At 73.7% G+C, this 13,434-nt stretch carries 15 protein-coding genes; 6 read left to right on the top strand and 9 right to left on the bottom strand.

The features are described 5' to 3' along the window. Positions 1 to 100: 100 nt before the first annotated feature. Complete coding sequence (locus IPL61_18175) at positions 101 to 1,237, bottom strand: SMP-30/gluconolactonase/LRE family protein (protein MBK9033169.1); 1,137 nt, start codon at positions 1,235 to 1,237, stop codon at positions 101 to 103. A gap of 155 nt (positions 1,238 to 1,392) precedes the next feature. Further along, positions 1,393 to 1,941, bottom strand: coding sequence for a hypothetical protein (locus IPL61_18180; protein MBK9033170.1), 549 nt, complete (start codon positions 1,939 to 1,941; stop codon positions 1,393 to 1,395). 163 nt (positions 1,942 to 2,104) lie between these two features. Here IPL61_18180 and IPL61_18185 point away from each other — a divergent pair, with 163 nt between their 5' ends. Further along, positions 2,105 to 2,467 (top strand): hypothetical protein, encoded by a 363-nt coding sequence (locus IPL61_18185; protein MBK9033171.1) that lies wholly within the window; start codon positions 2,105 to 2,107, stop codon positions 2,465 to 2,467. A gap of 92 nt (positions 2,468 to 2,559) precedes the next feature. Here IPL61_18185 and IPL61_18190 read toward each other — a convergent pair whose 3' ends face one another. The 5 genes from IPL61_18190 to IPL61_18210 all read right to left on the bottom strand — a co-directional run bounded on the left by IPL61_18190 (position 2,560) and on the right by IPL61_18210 (position 9,080). Further along, the gene (locus tag IPL61_18190; protein MBK9033172.1) at positions 2,560 to 4,296 is read right to left on the bottom strand and encodes a hypothetical protein; all 1,737 of its coding nucleotides are present in this window, start codon (positions 4,294 to 4,296) and stop codon (positions 2,560 to 2,562) included. Positions 4,297 to 4,441: 145 nt separating this feature from the next. After that, positions 4,442 to 5,464: a hypothetical protein gene (locus IPL61_18195; protein MBK9033173.1), complete on the bottom strand. Its 1,023-nt coding sequence runs from the start codon at positions 5,462 to 5,464 to the stop codon at positions 4,442 to 4,444. A gap of 278 nt (positions 5,465 to 5,742) precedes the next feature. Further along, a complete protein-coding gene (locus tag IPL61_18200) occupies positions 5,743 to 6,456 on the bottom strand; it encodes a hypothetical protein (GenBank protein MBK9033174.1) in 714 nt (237 codons plus the stop codon). A gap of 79 nt (positions 6,457 to 6,535) precedes the next feature. After that, entirely contained in the window at positions 6,536 to 7,003 is a 468-nt protein-coding gene (locus IPL61_18205) for a hypothetical protein (protein ID MBK9033175.1), read from the bottom strand. Positions 7,004 to 7,106: 103 nt separating this feature from the next. Beyond that, positions 7,107 to 9,080, bottom strand: a complete 1,974-nt coding sequence (locus IPL61_18210) for a S46 family peptidase (protein ID MBK9033176.1) — start codon at positions 9,078 to 9,080, stop codon at positions 7,107 to 7,109. On the opposite strand from IPL61_18210, the gene IPL61_18215 reads away from it, so the two are divergent. From IPL61_18215 to IPL61_18225, 3 genes are all read left to right on the top strand, one after another. After that, positions 9,070 to 9,408, top strand: coding sequence for a hypothetical protein (locus tag IPL61_18215; protein ID MBK9033177.1), 339 nt, complete (start codon positions 9,070 to 9,072; stop codon positions 9,406 to 9,408). The genes IPL61_18210 and IPL61_18215 overlap by 11 nt on opposite strands. 100 nt (positions 9,409 to 9,508) lie before the next feature. Next, positions 9,509 to 10,663 (top strand): A1 family peptidase, encoded by a 1,155-nt coding sequence (locus IPL61_18220; GenBank protein MBK9033178.1) that lies wholly within the window; start codon positions 9,509 to 9,511, stop codon positions 10,661 to 10,663. A 43-nt stretch (positions 10,664 to 10,706) separates the two neighbouring features. Beyond that, a complete protein-coding gene (locus IPL61_18225; protein ID MBK9033179.1) occupies positions 10,707 to 11,126 on the top strand; it encodes a VOC family protein in 420 nt (139 codons plus the stop codon). 47 nt (positions 11,127 to 11,173) lie between these two features. Here the strand turns inward: IPL61_18225 and IPL61_18230 are convergent, their stop codons facing one another. Beyond that, a complete protein-coding gene (locus IPL61_18230; protein MBK9033180.1) occupies positions 11,174 to 11,869 on the bottom strand; it encodes a hypothetical protein in 696 nt (231 codons plus the stop codon). A 139-nt stretch (positions 11,870 to 12,008) separates the two neighbouring features. Here IPL61_18230 and IPL61_18235 point away from each other — a divergent pair, with 139 nt between their 5' ends. Further along, positions 12,009 to 12,671, top strand: coding sequence for a CPBP family intramembrane metalloprotease (locus IPL61_18235; GenBank protein ID MBK9033181.1), 663 nt, complete (start codon positions 12,009 to 12,011; stop codon positions 12,669 to 12,671). A 13-nt stretch (positions 12,672 to 12,684) separates the two neighbouring features. Here IPL61_18235 and IPL61_18240 read toward each other — a convergent pair whose 3' ends face one another. Further along, positions 12,685 to 12,882, bottom strand: a complete 198-nt coding sequence (locus IPL61_18240) for a hypothetical protein (protein MBK9033182.1) — start codon at positions 12,880 to 12,882, stop codon at positions 12,685 to 12,687. A 45-nt stretch (positions 12,883 to 12,927) separates the two neighbouring features. Here IPL61_18240 and IPL61_18245 point away from each other — a divergent pair, with 45 nt between their 5' ends. Further along, entirely contained in the window at positions 12,928 to 13,434 is a 507-nt protein-coding gene (locus tag IPL61_18245; protein ID MBK9033183.1) for an N-acetyltransferase, read from the top strand.

Consider the following 13,434-nt stretch of genomic DNA (forward strand, 5'->3'; position numbering starts at 1 on the left):
GGCCGTCAGCGCACGGACTCGACGCGCCCGGTGCGCGAAGCGTGGTCATCGGCCGGCGCCGGCGCGGACCGGCCGCGACGCTGGCGGCCCAGCTCGCCGCTCACTCGTCGTCGCCGTCGTCGTCGCCGGGGCGCGGGTCGCCGCGCTCGCCGACGTAGATCCGCAGCACCGCGAAGTGTGCCGGGTCGCCGAAGATGGCGTGGTTGCTCACGAGGATCGACTTGCGCGCGTCGTCGAACGCCATCACCGCGGGGTTGTCGAGCGGGATCGAGCTGCCGCTCGGCCCGGAGATCCGGCCGAGCTCGTGGCCATCGCCGGCGAGGATCGCGATCTGGCTCGAGCCGGCCAGGGACACGTAGAGCCGCCCCGACGCGCCGAAGACGAGGCTGTCGGGCACCACGCCGCCAGCGAAGGTCGCGACCAGCTCGATGCGGTCGGGCGCCGGCGCGTCGACCACCGGCACGCGGTAGATGTGGCCCAGGCTCGGATCGGTGGGGTCGAAGGTCTCGACGACGTAGAGGTGCTGGCGGTCGGGGCTGATCTTGATGCCGTTGGCGCCGAACGGCAGCGGCGCCGCCAGGTTGCCGGCCAGGAGCGGGCTCGCGAACCATGGCGTGATCGAGCCGCCGCCGGCCGGCACCCGGAAGATCGTCGCCTGCAGCGAGTCGGTGACGTAGAGGTTGCCGGCGGCGTCGAACGTCAGCTCGTTCGACAGCGGCGGCAGGTCGATGAACGTCGGCGTGCACGGCTGCGCGCCGCCCGGCGCGCACACCGGCAGATCCGGCAGCGGCGGCGCGTACGACGACTGCGTGTAGTGGTCGCCGTGGCGGTGGATCCGGATCACGCCGAGCTGGGTCGACGCCACGAACACGTCGCCGGCGGCGTCGACGGCGATGCCGCTGAGCGCGTGCTCGAAGGCGAGCTGCTCGCCGGCGATCGGGAGCTCGGCGATCAGGTGACCGTCCCCGCGCGCGAGCACGGTCACGACGCTCGGCCCCTTCCCGGCGGTGCCAAAGTTCGCGGGGCCGGCGACGTAGACCCGGTTGCCGACGACGGCCACGCCCTCGGGGAACCCGCCGTTGCACCCGGGCTGCCCGGCGCAGTAGTGAGCCTCCGGCGCGATCGGCGCCAGGACGCGGCCGTCGCCGACGGCGGGGCCGGCGTCGGCGGAGCGCGACAGCCCGGCGGTCGCGACGAGCGCGCCGAGCACGACAGACGAACACAGGATCTTCGACATGCCCTGACAGAGCCGCGAGCGGCCCGATCGTGACGGCGCCCATCGCCGATTGTTCAGCGCGCCCAGGCGGTGACGCGGCGGCGAGGTCGCCGGCCCGCCCTCAGCGCGACCGCGCGGCGCCCCGGTGACGCGGCGGCGAGGTCGCCGGCGCGCGCTCAGCGCGACCGCGCGGCGCCCCGCGCCAGCAGCTCGACCTCGGCGCGGCTGGTGCCCTTGAGGCGCGTGAACCGCCAGCCGTCGTGGTTCGCCAGCTCGGCGTACCAGCCGGCGTGGCCATCGGCGGTCGGCAGGTACGCCATCAGCGCGCCGCGGCCGTCGCGCCGGCTCTGCGCCGACCACCAGCACAGCGCGGCCTGCGGCGCGACCGCCGACACCAACCGGCGGGCGTTGTCCGTGCTGGTCTGCTCGAGGTGGAGCCCGCACGGCGCGTCGGCCGGCTCGAGGGTCCCCGACGGCGCCCGGATCAGGTAGCGCTCGGACACGACCCGCGCCGGCACGAACGGCGGGATCCTCAGCGTCACGTGGTTCGCGATGCGGAGCGCGCCGAGCGCCTTGTGCGAGAAGCCGAACCAGCGCTCGCTGAACCAGCCGTCGATCTTGACGACGTAGGCCTCGGCGGGCGACGTCAGCTCCAGCGCCCCGGTGATGATCCGCCGGACCTGGTGCACGAACCCGACGTCGTCGCCGTCCTCGAGGTGGAGCATCGCGCACGGAGCGTACCCCGCTCGGCCGGGCGCGCGCGGCTGATGGTCAGCGGGGCGCGGGCGGGTCAGCGCTCGGCGGGGCGCGCGGCCTGATGGTCAGCGCCCGGCGGGGCGCAGGTGGGTCGGCGCCCGCCCGGCGGCCCGGGTGGGGTACGATCGGCCCATGATCCGCGCCAGCTCGATCCTGATCGCGGTCGCCGCCCTCGCCGTCGGGTGTGGCGGCGACGACGACGTCGGCAAGACCGGCCAGGTCGTCGGCGCCAGCTGCACCACCAGCGGCGGACCGTCGGGCTCGTGCAGCGACGGCTCGAAGTGCGTGGTCGACGCCGACTTCCCCGACGGCAGCTGCGTCAAGGACTGCGTCCGCCAGGCCGACTGCCCCGACGGCAGCGCGTGCATCCAGGAGAACGGCGGGATCTGCGTGCTGACCTGCGCCGACGTCGGTGACTGCCGCGCCGGCTACAACTGCGTCGAGAAGAGCACGCTCGACCCGGCCGGCTCCGCCAAGGTCTGCATCTTCCAGTAGCCGCACGCGGGCGGCGCGCCCACCAGGCTCGACGCAGGTCGGTCCGCGCCAGGGCCTGCCCGCTCACGGGGGCCGCCCCCGCGCGCCCTGCGCTACAGCGCGAAGCCCCACGCCGCGATCAGCTTGGTCATCGCCTTCGCGTCGAACACCGCGAGCGGCACGCCGATGGTCACGCCCTGCTGCGCCGACGGGCTGCCGTGGTCGGGGCGGAACACCAGGAACTTGCCCTTCGCGACCCCGGCGGCGAGCCGCTCGGGGATCACCACCGACGGGGCGGTGGTGTCGACCTTGTGCTGACCGGTCCTCTTGCAGTTCTCCTCGTACTCGACCACGCCGTCGGTCCGCACCCGGTAGACCCGCCCGGTGGGCTTGCAGTCCCAGTCGGTCACCATGTAGCTCTCCTTCTTGAAGGTCACGAGCACGCCGTCGGCGACCCTCTTCGCGGTCGTGATCGTGCCCTGCGCCTCGGAGTCGAGCGTCGACGAGTTGACGACGCGCGCGAGCCGGTCGCTGCCGGGGTCCTGGGCCGGGGCGTTGATGTTGGTGAGCTGCAGGACGAACTTCTCGCGGTCCGCGAGCACGCCGCCGACCGCCTCGACGACCGCGCTGAACCCGGCCAGGCGTGGGCCGCGGTAGGTGCGGAGCCCGCCGAGCGGCCGGTACAGCACGGTGGCGTAGGGCACGTTGCCCTCGAGGGCCTCGCACAGCACGTAGCGCTGGAACAGCGGCACCAGCGCCGGATCCTTGCCGATCGCCTCGGTGACGGCCTTGAGGTCGGCGCCGGCCTTGCCCTTGATCAGGCGCTCGACGTGCGGGCGCAGCGTCGCGGCGCACCCCTTGGCGGCGGACTTGCTCGGTGAGCTGGCGAGGTCCTCGAACGCCGAGCCGGCGTCGAACGCCGCGGCCTCCTGCTTGCGCAACGCCACCCAGTCCTTCCACGCCTGCTCCGGTGCGTCGACGAGCACGCGCTTCAGATCGGGATCCTTGGCGCTCGCGTCGGCGACCATCTTGTCCCAGCCCTTCGTCTCGGCCTGTGCCAGCGCCAGCGTCTCGCGCGCGACCCACGTGGCGTAGGCGTTGCCGCCGCCGACCTGCTGGTCGAGGCGCGCCCGGTCGAGGCGGCGCGCGTCGGGGCCGTAGACCGCGTACATCCCCAGGCTGGTCGGTCCGCCGAGGTCACTGGGCTTGGCCAGCTCGGTCTTGCCGAGCCGGCTGATCGCCACGAACGAGCGCAGGAGGTCTGGGGCGTCGGCCTCGCGGTCGAGGTACCAGACGAGGTTGGTGAAGCTCCCGCTGCGCCCCAACCACGCCGGGGTGCCCGTGCAGCCGTAGATGTAGCGGTACGCCTTCGTGTACTCCTTCTGCTCGGCCGAGGCCTCGGGCCCGTCGACGAGCGGGGCGCAGGTCGCCTCCTTGAGCTTCTTCCAGCCGTCGAGGTCGGCGCGCATGAGCATCGACGCGACCGCCTCGTCCTGCGACAGCCCCGACCAGTTCATCCAGGCCTGCAGCACGTAGCCCGCCTGCTTCTGCACGTTCGGATCGTCGGGGGCGTCGCACAGGTACCCGAGCAGCTGTGGGATCGCGTCCTCGCCGCCGTACTTGAACCACGACTCGGCAGTGCGGCCGAGCGCGCCGGGGCTCCCGCCGCTCGCCGGGACCTTGCCGCACCACGTCGGCTTGAACGCCTTGGCGGTCGGCCGGAACGGCGCCGCGTCCAGCGTGCGCACGTCCTCGTCGCGCATCTGGTAGGTCTTGTCGGCGTGCGCCACCTGGGCGAGGCCGATCGAGAGCAGGGTCGCCGCGCACGCGGCAGGGTAGCGTCGCATCATGGTCATTCCTCCGCGGACCGGTAGTGCACCGGTCGTGCCGTCGATAACTCTCCGCGATCGCTCAGGCGCCACGCGCTGACTAGCCACGTCGGCCAGGCGAGTCGATCGGCCGCGGGTGCGCCGATCGAGCGCGCCGCCGCCGAGGTCACGGCCCGAAGATCGACTGCATCAGGTGAGTGCCGCCACTGACGTTGTGGACCATGACGGTCTTCGTGCCGTTGAAGCAGCCCAGCGCCGCGCCGGCGCCGCTCCACTGGTTCGGCACCTGCGTGCCGGCGACCCAGTTGTTGTTGCTCCGGAACGACCACCAGATCTCGGTGATGTCCGGGTCGCCGCCGTGGACGAGGTGCGTGATGCCGTCGCAGGTCACCACCGAGATCGGCTTGAAGCTGGTCATGCCGGTGTACGTCGGCGAGTACCAGACCGTCGAGCTGCGGCCGATGACGACGCGCTGGCGCATGATGTAGGGCTTGACCCCGCCGCCGCTGCCGATGACGTTGTAGAGCACCTCGACCTCACCGGTGTCCGGCATCGCCGCCATCACCACGCTGTTGCAGGTGCTGTAGAGCTGGGAGGACGCCACCGTGTCATGGACCGCGGTCCACGTCGCCCCGTCGAAGCGATCGACCAGCACGTGCGGAAGGTCGGACAGCTGGCTGCAGTACGCCACGTACAGGTTGCCGCCGAAGGCCAGCGCCGACGGCGCCGACGCCGTCCGGGTCCCGAGCGAACGACCGATCGTGACCGGGCTCGACCAGGTCGTCGCCGACGCCGTCGTCGACGTCATCATCATCAGGCGGTTCTGGCCGACCGGCTTGTAGATCAGCCGCAGGCTGCCGTCGTAGTCGACCAGCGCCGGGTGTGAGTCGCTGCTGACCCCGAGCGAGACCGACGTCGTCCAGCTCGAGCCGTTGAAGCGGGTCTGCTTGAGCGCGGTCGAGGAGCTCGAGCTGTAGTCGGTGTAGACCATGTGCAGGCGGCTGCCGAACCAGGCCAGGGCCGGCTGGCGCGTGCTCTCCTTGCCCACGATCTGGGTGTCGTCGGGCCACTGCCAGGCCGACAGCTCGCCGACGGACTCGTCGAGCATCGCGGCCTCGTCGTCGGCGGACAGGCACCCGACCAGGGCGCCGCCGAGCAAGAGAGAGAGGAGGAAGGCGGATCGATTCATGCGCATGCGCCGCGCCTTCGCAAGCCGCGTGCCGCGCCGACACCCGCGAATTCCTCACCGTACGGCACGCGGCCTGGGTGTGCCTGGCCGACTCGCCTAGCCGTCGACACGAGTCGTCGCGCACGACGAACGCGCGCGGTGAAGCGCGGCCGCAGCTGCCCCGCGAGGTGACGTGTCGCGGGACCGCGCCGGCGCTGGCCTCGCCACCAGCGCGCTCGGCCTGGCCGCGCTGGCCGCGGCGCTGGTCGTCCGCCTGCTCGCCTGAGCCGCGCCCCGCGTCAGGCGCGGAACTCGATCCGCTCGATCGGGTAGACCTTGGCGAGCGGCACGAGCGCGTCCTCGCACAGCGCGTAGAACCACCGGACGAACCAGCGCCGGTAGCCGTCGAACTTGGAGCCGACGTTCGAGTTGACCTCGAGCTCGACGCTCGTCGCGGTCGTCGCGAGGATCGTCGTCGGCTGGGGGAGCAGCGCGAGGAGATCCACGAGCAGGCGCCGCTCGGGCGCCGCGCCCTCGAACCAGATCGTGACGCGATCGGACGGATACGACCGCCCCATCGCCAGCGCTTCCTCGTAGCCGAGCACGCGAAACGGCAAGGCGGCGCGCAGGGCGCGGTCGCGCTGGATCGCGGCGCCGACGCGCCACGCCGCGAACCCGAACAGCGCGCCGAACGCCGCCAGCGGGAGCAGCGCGACCGCGAGCGCGAGCGGCTGCGTGAGCGCGACCGCGACCGCCGCGACGACACCGGCGCTCGCGAGCACCAGCGCGCCCACGCCGCCGGTGAGGTTGAGCAGGTTGGCCGCCTGCCACGCGGTCAGGCTGCGCCGGCTCGAGGTGTGCGCGATCGCCTTGGTGCGAGCGGCGCTGGCGCGCGCCGCCGCGATCTCCTCGGCACGCGCCGCCGCTGCGACCTGGGCCGCCGCCGTCGCCTGGGCGGCGCTGCGCGCGCGTCCGGCCTCGGCGAGCTGTGCGAGGGTCCTCTCGTCCGACATGGGATGAGGCTCAACGTAGGGGCTCCGCCCCGGGCCGCCAACCACGATCGGCGCGCGCCCGACCGATTTTCGCCGTCGGTCAGCGGAAGTTCTGGCTGGCCCAGATGTCGCCGTTCGGCATCTGGTGGAAGCCGCACGCGACCATGCCGTAGCTGGTGCTCGACATGTTGATGTAGTGCCCGTGGCCGTTGAACGGCCCTGGCCCCTCGTCCCACATGGCCTGGAGGCACCCCTGCACCACCGCGTCGAGCGACGGCCAGGCCGGGCAGGTGTTCTGGGCGTTCTCGCCGCAGTCGCCGAAATTCGCGTGCGGCCCCGCGGTCGAGTCGCGGCGCGCCTGATCGTCGCTGCACGCCTCGGCGGCGGCCCAGCGCTGGTAGGGCGGCTTGCCCTCGGTGGCCCGGAACGCGTTGATGCGATCGACGCAGGCCTGGCGCGCGCTCGCGAACGGGTCGCCGCTGGTGCCGGCGTCGCCGTCGCCCGGACCACCGTCGTCGCCCGAGCAAGCCGCGATGAGACCGAGGACCAACGCGAGGTGGGAGCGCATGAGCGGTCAGTCTCGCCCGGACCGCGGCGAGGTCACCAGCGCAAACTGGCGGCGCGGGCGTCCGACCTCCACCTACCCCACCGCGCGCGACCACGGCCGTCCGTCACAGCCGCGGCGCGATGCCCAGCTCCTCGAGCAGGTGATCGGCCTGATCGACTCGATCCATGATCCACAGCATGTAGCGCGCGTCGACGTGGATCTTGCGGACGATCCGGCCGTCGAAGACCACGTCGGAGGCGACGCCCTCGATGGTGCTGTCGAAGTTGAGCCCGACCAGGCGACCGTGGTCGTCGAGCACCGCCGAGCCCGAGTTGCCGCCGGTGGTGTCGAGGTCGCTCAGGAAGTCGACCGGGAGCTCGCCGTCGGGACCGGCGTAGGGCCCAAAGTCCCGGGCCCGGAGCGCGGTGAGCAGGCGCTCGGGCGCGTCGAACGGATCGGCGCCGGTGTCCTTGGCGAGGATCTGGGCGCCGGTCGTGAACGGCGACGCGTCCGGCGTGAACGCCTTGACCGTGCCGTAGGTGATGCGCAAGGTCGAGTTCGCGTCCGGGGCGAGCAGGCCGCCGAGCACCTCGCGCATGGCCTCGGCGTAGACCGGCGCGACCAGCATCAGCTCGCCCGCGTCCGCGTCGGCGCGCCGCTCGGCCGCCTTGTAGAACGTCCAGACCCGCCGGGCGGCGTGCAGGAACGGATCGGTCGCAGCCACGAGCCGCCTCGGGATCGCACCCTGCAGCAGCTCGAGCCGGCACGGCTCGTCGGCGAGCTTGCTGGTCCGGTACCAGGTGGCGAGGGTCCGATCGATGAACGCCTCGTCGAGGCGCTGGGTCGCGCGCGCGCCCAGCAGCGGCGCGAGCCACGGCCGCTCGGCCGGCGGCAGCGCCAGCGCCCGCACCAGCGCGAGCCGCAAGAGCGCGCGGTCGAGCGTCGGATCGAACTGCCGCGTCAGCTGCCGCTGGGCCGCGAGCGCCGGCGCCACGTCGCGGTCCTGGTAGCCGGCCTTGCGCTCCGCGTCGGGCCGGGCCCGCTCCTCGGCCCACCGCGTGATCGCGATCGCCGACGCCAAGAGCTGCGAGCTGGCCAGCGCGACCGTGCGATCGTAGTCGGCGCGCGCGGTGCGCTGCGCCGCGAGGGTGAGCTGCTCGAGCCGGGCGAGCGCGGCCTGGTAGCGCTCGCGGCCAGGCGCCGCGGCCCACGCCGCGACCTGCTGGTCGAGCGCGGCCTTGCGGGCGAGCAGGTCGCCCGAGGTCAGGCCCTTGAGCACGCCGCTGATCTTCTCGAGCCCGTTCTGGACCCGCTGCTTGAGCACGCCGGCCTTGATCGCGGTCTCGCCGGACGCCCCCAGGTTGGCCTCGGCGATGGCGTAGCGCTGCTGGGCCAGCTCGACGTAGTAGGGGTAGTACCAGTCGACGTCGTGCTGGACCTCGCGCGCGGTCTTGGTGCGCGCGGTCCGCCCCGGGAAGCCGGCGATCATCACGAAGTCGGCGGGCGCCCGGCCCCGGTCGGACACCTGCAGGAAGTGCTTGGGTCGGTACGGCACGTTGGCGGGCGCGTAGTCCGCCGGCGCGCCGTCGGGGCCGACGTACGCGCGGAAGAACGCGAAGTCGCCGGTGTGGCGGGGCCACCGCCAGTTGTCGACCTCGCCGCCGTAGTTGCCGATCGAGCGCGCTGGCACGTAGACCAGGCGGACGTCGCGCAGCTCGAGCTCCTCGATCAACACGTACGTGCCGCCGCGGAAGTACTCGGCGACGTTGCAGCGCAGCCCCGGGCGGCCGCGCTCGCAGTCGGCGACCTGCTGCTTGATCCGGCGCTCGACCTCGTCCTTGCGCGCGACCGGATCGGCGATCGCCTCGAGCCCGGCCCGCACCGCCGCGGACACGTCGGTGAGCGCCTGCGCGACGAAGACGCGCTCGGCCGGCCCCGCCGGGAGCTCCTCGGCCCGGGTCCGCGCCAGGACGCCGTCCTCGACCAGGTTGCGCGCGCGCGTCGAGTTGACCTGGAGCGCGCTCTGGACGCAGTGGTGGTTGGTGACGATCAGCCCCTCGGGCGAGACGAACGACGCCGAGCACCCGTTGAGCCGCACGATCGCGCTGGAGCGGCGCCGCCAGCGGATCGGCGAGGGTCGCGGGATCGATCGCGACGCCCAGCCGCGCGAAGGCCTGCGCGTGGCCGGGCAGGGTCATCTGCTGCGGCATCCACATGCCGCCGGGGTTGGCGTAGGCCTGGCGCGCGGCCAGGTACGGATCGGCGGGCGGCGCCACCGGCGCGGCCGCGTCGATCGGGGCGGCGACCGTGGCCGTCGGGACCTCGACCTTGGCGCCGGGGCCGCGGCACGCGACCACGACCACGACCACCAGCGCGGGGACCACGAGACCGACTGCGGCGGCGACCTGCTTCATGCCCCCGGATAACATGGCCTCGGCGAGCCGCAAGCCCGGACGCGCCGCGGTGGCCGCACGGCATCGGGCCGTGATGGTCCATACTCGTCGGACTCCGCGTCCGCGAGGCCTCATGGCGAACCACATCAAGATCCCGATCTCGAACGTGCTGATGGGCGGCGACTACACCGGCGTGATCGTCGTCGGCGCGACCGCGACGCCGCTCAACGTCATCCTCGACACCGGCAGCAGCAGCCTGGCGATCGACGGCCACGCGTTCGATCCGCTGACCGCCCCGGACACGCGGACCACGAACCTGCTCCAGACCGTCTCCTACGGCGCGGGCGGCTGGATCGGCGCCGTCGTGCAGACCTCGGTCGGGCTCGCCGCCGAGGTGACCCTGCCGGGCGTCCACGTCGCCGTCACCTACGCCGAGAGCCCGAACATGTTCGGCGGCGCCCAGGGCATCCTCGGGCTGGCCTACGCGCCGCTCGACCGGGCGTACCAGATGCCGGCCGACACCTGGCAGACCCGGTACCACACCGCGCAGCTCGGCGCCGGCACCGCGGTCGACCTCGCGCCCTACTTCACGCAGCTCGAGCAGGCCGGCGTCGTCCACAACAAGTTCGGGTTCTACGTCAAGCGCTCGACCGTCAGCGCCGCCACCGACGACCCCGGCAGCGATCCGCTCAACCACGGGTACTTCGTGATCGGCGGCGGCGAGGAGGCGACCGACCTGTACACCGGCGCGTTCACCCACGTCGAGGTGCTCCACGACGTCTGGTACAGCACCAACCTGGTCGGCGTGCAGGTCGGAGCCCAGCCGATGATCCCGGTGGCGCCGGTCGCCGCCGGGAGCCCGCTCGCGTCGAACTCGATCGTCGACAGCGGCACCAACATGTTGCTCTTCGACCAACCGGTCTACGACGCGATCGTCGCGGCGTTCCAGGCGATCGATCCGGCCTTCGCCACCGCGCTGCGCACCCACGCCGTCGGGCCGGGCGCCGGCCTCGATCAGACCGAGCTCGACCTCGCCGCGTGGCCCGACTTGCACCTGATGCTCCAGGGCGCGGACGGCGCGCCGGCGACGCTGACGGTCACGCCCAGCGACTACTGGCAGCTCGACGCGAACCGCAAGGGCGCGGCGGTGGCGTACCTCGGCGGCGACGGCGGCAGCCAGGGCGGCCGCTCGATCCTCGGCCTGCCGCTGTTCACCGGCTACTACACCGTCTTCGATCGATCCCTCGACGGTGGCCGCGGGGCCATCAAGTTCGCGCCGCGCGCGTGAGCCCGCGTCGGCCCTCCCCCACCCCACCCAGGACCCACCGACCATGTCGCTCGCCCATCGCGCCTCCGCCGTCACGCACATGATCGTCGTCACCGATCTCGATCGGAGCAAGCGCTGGTACCTCGACGTGCTCGGGTGCTCGCTCTACGGCGAGTACGGCGGCACGAGCGTGGTCCTCGACTGGAACGGCAGCTGGTTCCTGCTGGTCACGGGCGGCGAGCCGACCGCCGACAAGCCGACCGTGCACCTGGTCCCGCCCGACGCCCCGGACCGCACCGGCCGGTCGACGATCTTCCGCGTCGCCGACTGTCGCGCGACCTACGCCGAGCTGAGGTCCCTCGGCGCGGAGTTCCTGGCGGAGCCGGTCGACCACGGCTACGAGATCCGCGCGTTCTTCCGCGACCCCGACGGTCACCTGTTCGAGATCAGCGAGCTGGCCGGCCAGGCCACCGCGGCCGGCTGAGCGCCGGCGGGCTCAGCGCGGGTGGACGGGCGCGCAGGCTGAGCGCGTCATCGCTCGTCGGGACGCCGTGGCGGGTCGCCGTCGGCCGTGCCATCGACGACCGCGGGCAGCGCGTCGCGGGCGTCGCTGAGCCACAGCGCGTGATCGGCCGAGCGGCCCAGGCGCAGCCGGGTCGGCGGGCCCTCGCGGTAGCCGGTGACCGCGGCGACCGCGTCGGGGTCGGGCTCGCGGACCGCGGTGCCGATCACCGCGATGGTGTCGCCGAGGCAGAAGGCGACCTCGCGGTAGCGCAGGCGCGGGCCGCGCAGGGCGCTGTTGCCGTGCAGGCGGATCGCGACGTCGCCGCCGAGCGCGGCCAGCGAGGTCCGATCGAGCATGCCGACCCGCCGTCCCGCGTCGATCTCGATCTCGGCCCCGCGGGCGTCGATCAGCGCCCGGCCAGTGCCGTCGCTGACCACGAACGGCACCGCGCGCGCGTCGGCGTAGACCGCCTGCCACGCGGCCCCGAGCTCCTCCTCGACGGTGATCCCGTAGTAGACGCACGACCGCCGGCTGATCGGCGCGGTCAGCGGGTCGTCCGCGTCGACCGTCCCGATCAGGTGCACCCGCGTGCCCTCCGGCGCCGCGGCGATCGTCGCCCGCACCGCGCCGGCGAGCCCACGGCGCGCCTCGGCCTGGCGCGCGAACCGCGCCACGGCGCCCGCGGCGGCGCCCAGGGACAAGAGCATCAGGATCAGGCCCACGCCACGGAAGCGTACGGCACCGGGCGGGCTGGCGGGAGTCGGCGCCGCGTGCCGCGGCCGGCCGTCGCCCGACGACCGGCGCATCGATCAGGGGCGCGCGTGGCGCCTGGCCGCCTCGACTTCGGGCACGATCGTCCCGGTGTCGACCTGGGCGCCGCTGGGCGCGATGTGGACCAGCCGGACCGCGCGCCTGGGCGCGCTCGCCCTCGGGCTGAGCGCGGTCGCGCTCGACTACGCCGCCGTCCGTGATCCGGCGCTGCCGTACCCACGCTTCCTGGTGGGCCTGACCGCGGTCGTGGTCGCGGCGCACCTCGCGACCCGCGGCCGCGCGTGGGCCGACGGCCTGGGCTTCCGCCGGCTGGCGCCCGACGAGGTCCGGTGGCTGGTGCGGCTGCTCGTCGTCGCGGGCGCGGCGGCGGCGCTGACCTTGGCCGGGCTAGCCGCGGCGGTGGCGATCCACGGCGCGCCGCTGTGGCGACCGCGCTTCCCCGGCGGCGTCGCGCGCTACGCGGTCTTCGCGATCCTGGTCTGGCCGGTGTACGAGGAGATGGTCTATCGCCTGGCGCTGATGCCAGGCGCGGTCGCGGCGCTGGGACGCTGGCCGGGGTACGCGCTGGGCGTGGCCGCGTTCGCCTACCTGCACGTGCTCTACGGCGTGTTCGATGTCTCGAACGTGTTCGGCGCGTTCGCGCTGACGCTGGTGTTCGTGCGCACCGGCTCGGTCCAGCTGACCATCGCCCTGCACGCGCTGGGCAACGCCGCGATCGTCGTCGCCAACCTGATGATGGCGGCGATGGCCTGACCGCGCGCGGGCGTCACCGGGGCGGGCGACGCCGGACCAACGCGCTGGCCGGCACCAGCTCGGGCCGCGGCGAGCGGGCCACCGGATCGAGGTCGGTCGAGCCGCACGCCAGGCAGGCGCCGTTGAGGATGACCTCGTGGGCGCAGTCGCCGCAGGCGCGGCAGCGGCCGTCGTCGTCGCGGTCGACGTGCGGGCAGGTGGCGACGTCCACGCCGCGACGTTGCCACGACCCCGCCGACCGCGCCATCGTCTGCCGATGCTGCGCGACGCCACCGCCGCCGACCTGCCCGCCATCGCCGCGATCACCGCGCACTACGTCGCGACGACGGCGATCCACTTCGCGTACCAGCCGCCGAGCGTCGCCGAGCTGGCGGCGCTGTGGGCGGCGCGCGGGCGCCACCCGTGGCTGGTCGCGGTCGACGACGGCGACGCCGCGACCGTGCGCGGCTACGCCAAGAGCGACCGGTTCCGCGCCCGGGCCGCGTACGATCGCACCGCCGAGGTCGGGCTGTACCTCGAGCCGGCGCACCGCGGCCGCGGCCACGGCCGCGCGTTGCTCGACGGCCTGGTCGCCGCGATGACCGCCGCGGGCTTCCACACGGCGGTCGCCGGGATCGCCCTGCCCAACCCGGCGTCGGTGGCGCTGCACGAGCGCTGCGGCTTCACCGCGGTCGGGGTGTTCCGCGAGGTCGGCTGGAAGTTCGACGCCTGGCACGACGTCGGGTTCTGGCAGCGGCCGCTGGGGCCGCCGCCGGCGCCGTGA

It is taken from the genome of Myxococcales bacterium, assembly GCA_016717005.1.
Classification (GTDB): Bacteria; Myxococcota_A; Polyangia; order Haliangiales; family Haliangiaceae; genus UBA2376.

Coding starts and splice junctions, on each gene's coding strand:
- IPL61_18175 (MBK9033169.1), bottom strand. CDS start 1,237: ATGTCGAAGATCCTGTGTTCGTCTGTCGTGCTCGGCGCGCTCGTCGCG.
- IPL61_18180 (MBK9033170.1), bottom strand. CDS start 1,941: ATGCTCCACCTCGAGGACGGCGACGACGTCGGGTTCGTGCACCAGGTC.
- IPL61_18185 (MBK9033171.1), top strand. CDS start 2,105: ATGATCCGCGCCAGCTCGATCCTGATCGCGGTCGCCGCCCTCGCCGTC.
- IPL61_18190 (MBK9033172.1), bottom strand. CDS start 4,296: ATGATGCGACGCTACCCTGCCGCGTGCGCGGCGACCCTGCTCTCGATC.
- IPL61_18195 (MBK9033173.1), bottom strand. CDS start 5,464: ATGAATCGATCCGCCTTCCTCCTCTCTCTCTTGCTCGGCGGCGCCCTG.
- IPL61_18200 (MBK9033174.1), bottom strand. CDS start 6,456: ATGTCGGACGAGAGGACCCTCGCACAGCTCGCCGAGGCCGGACGCGCG.
- IPL61_18205 (MBK9033175.1), bottom strand. CDS start 7,003: ATGCGCTCCCACCTCGCGTTGGTCCTCGGTCTCATCGCGGCTTGCTCG.
- IPL61_18220 (MBK9033178.1), top strand. CDS start 9,509: ATGGCGAACCACATCAAGATCCCGATCTCGAACGTGCTGATGGGCGGC.
- IPL61_18225 (MBK9033179.1), top strand. CDS start 10,707: ATGTCGCTCGCCCATCGCGCCTCCGCCGTCACGCACATGATCGTCGTC.
- IPL61_18245 (MBK9033183.1), top strand. CDS start 12,928: ATGCTGCGCGACGCCACCGCCGCCGACCTGCCCGCCATCGCCGCGATC.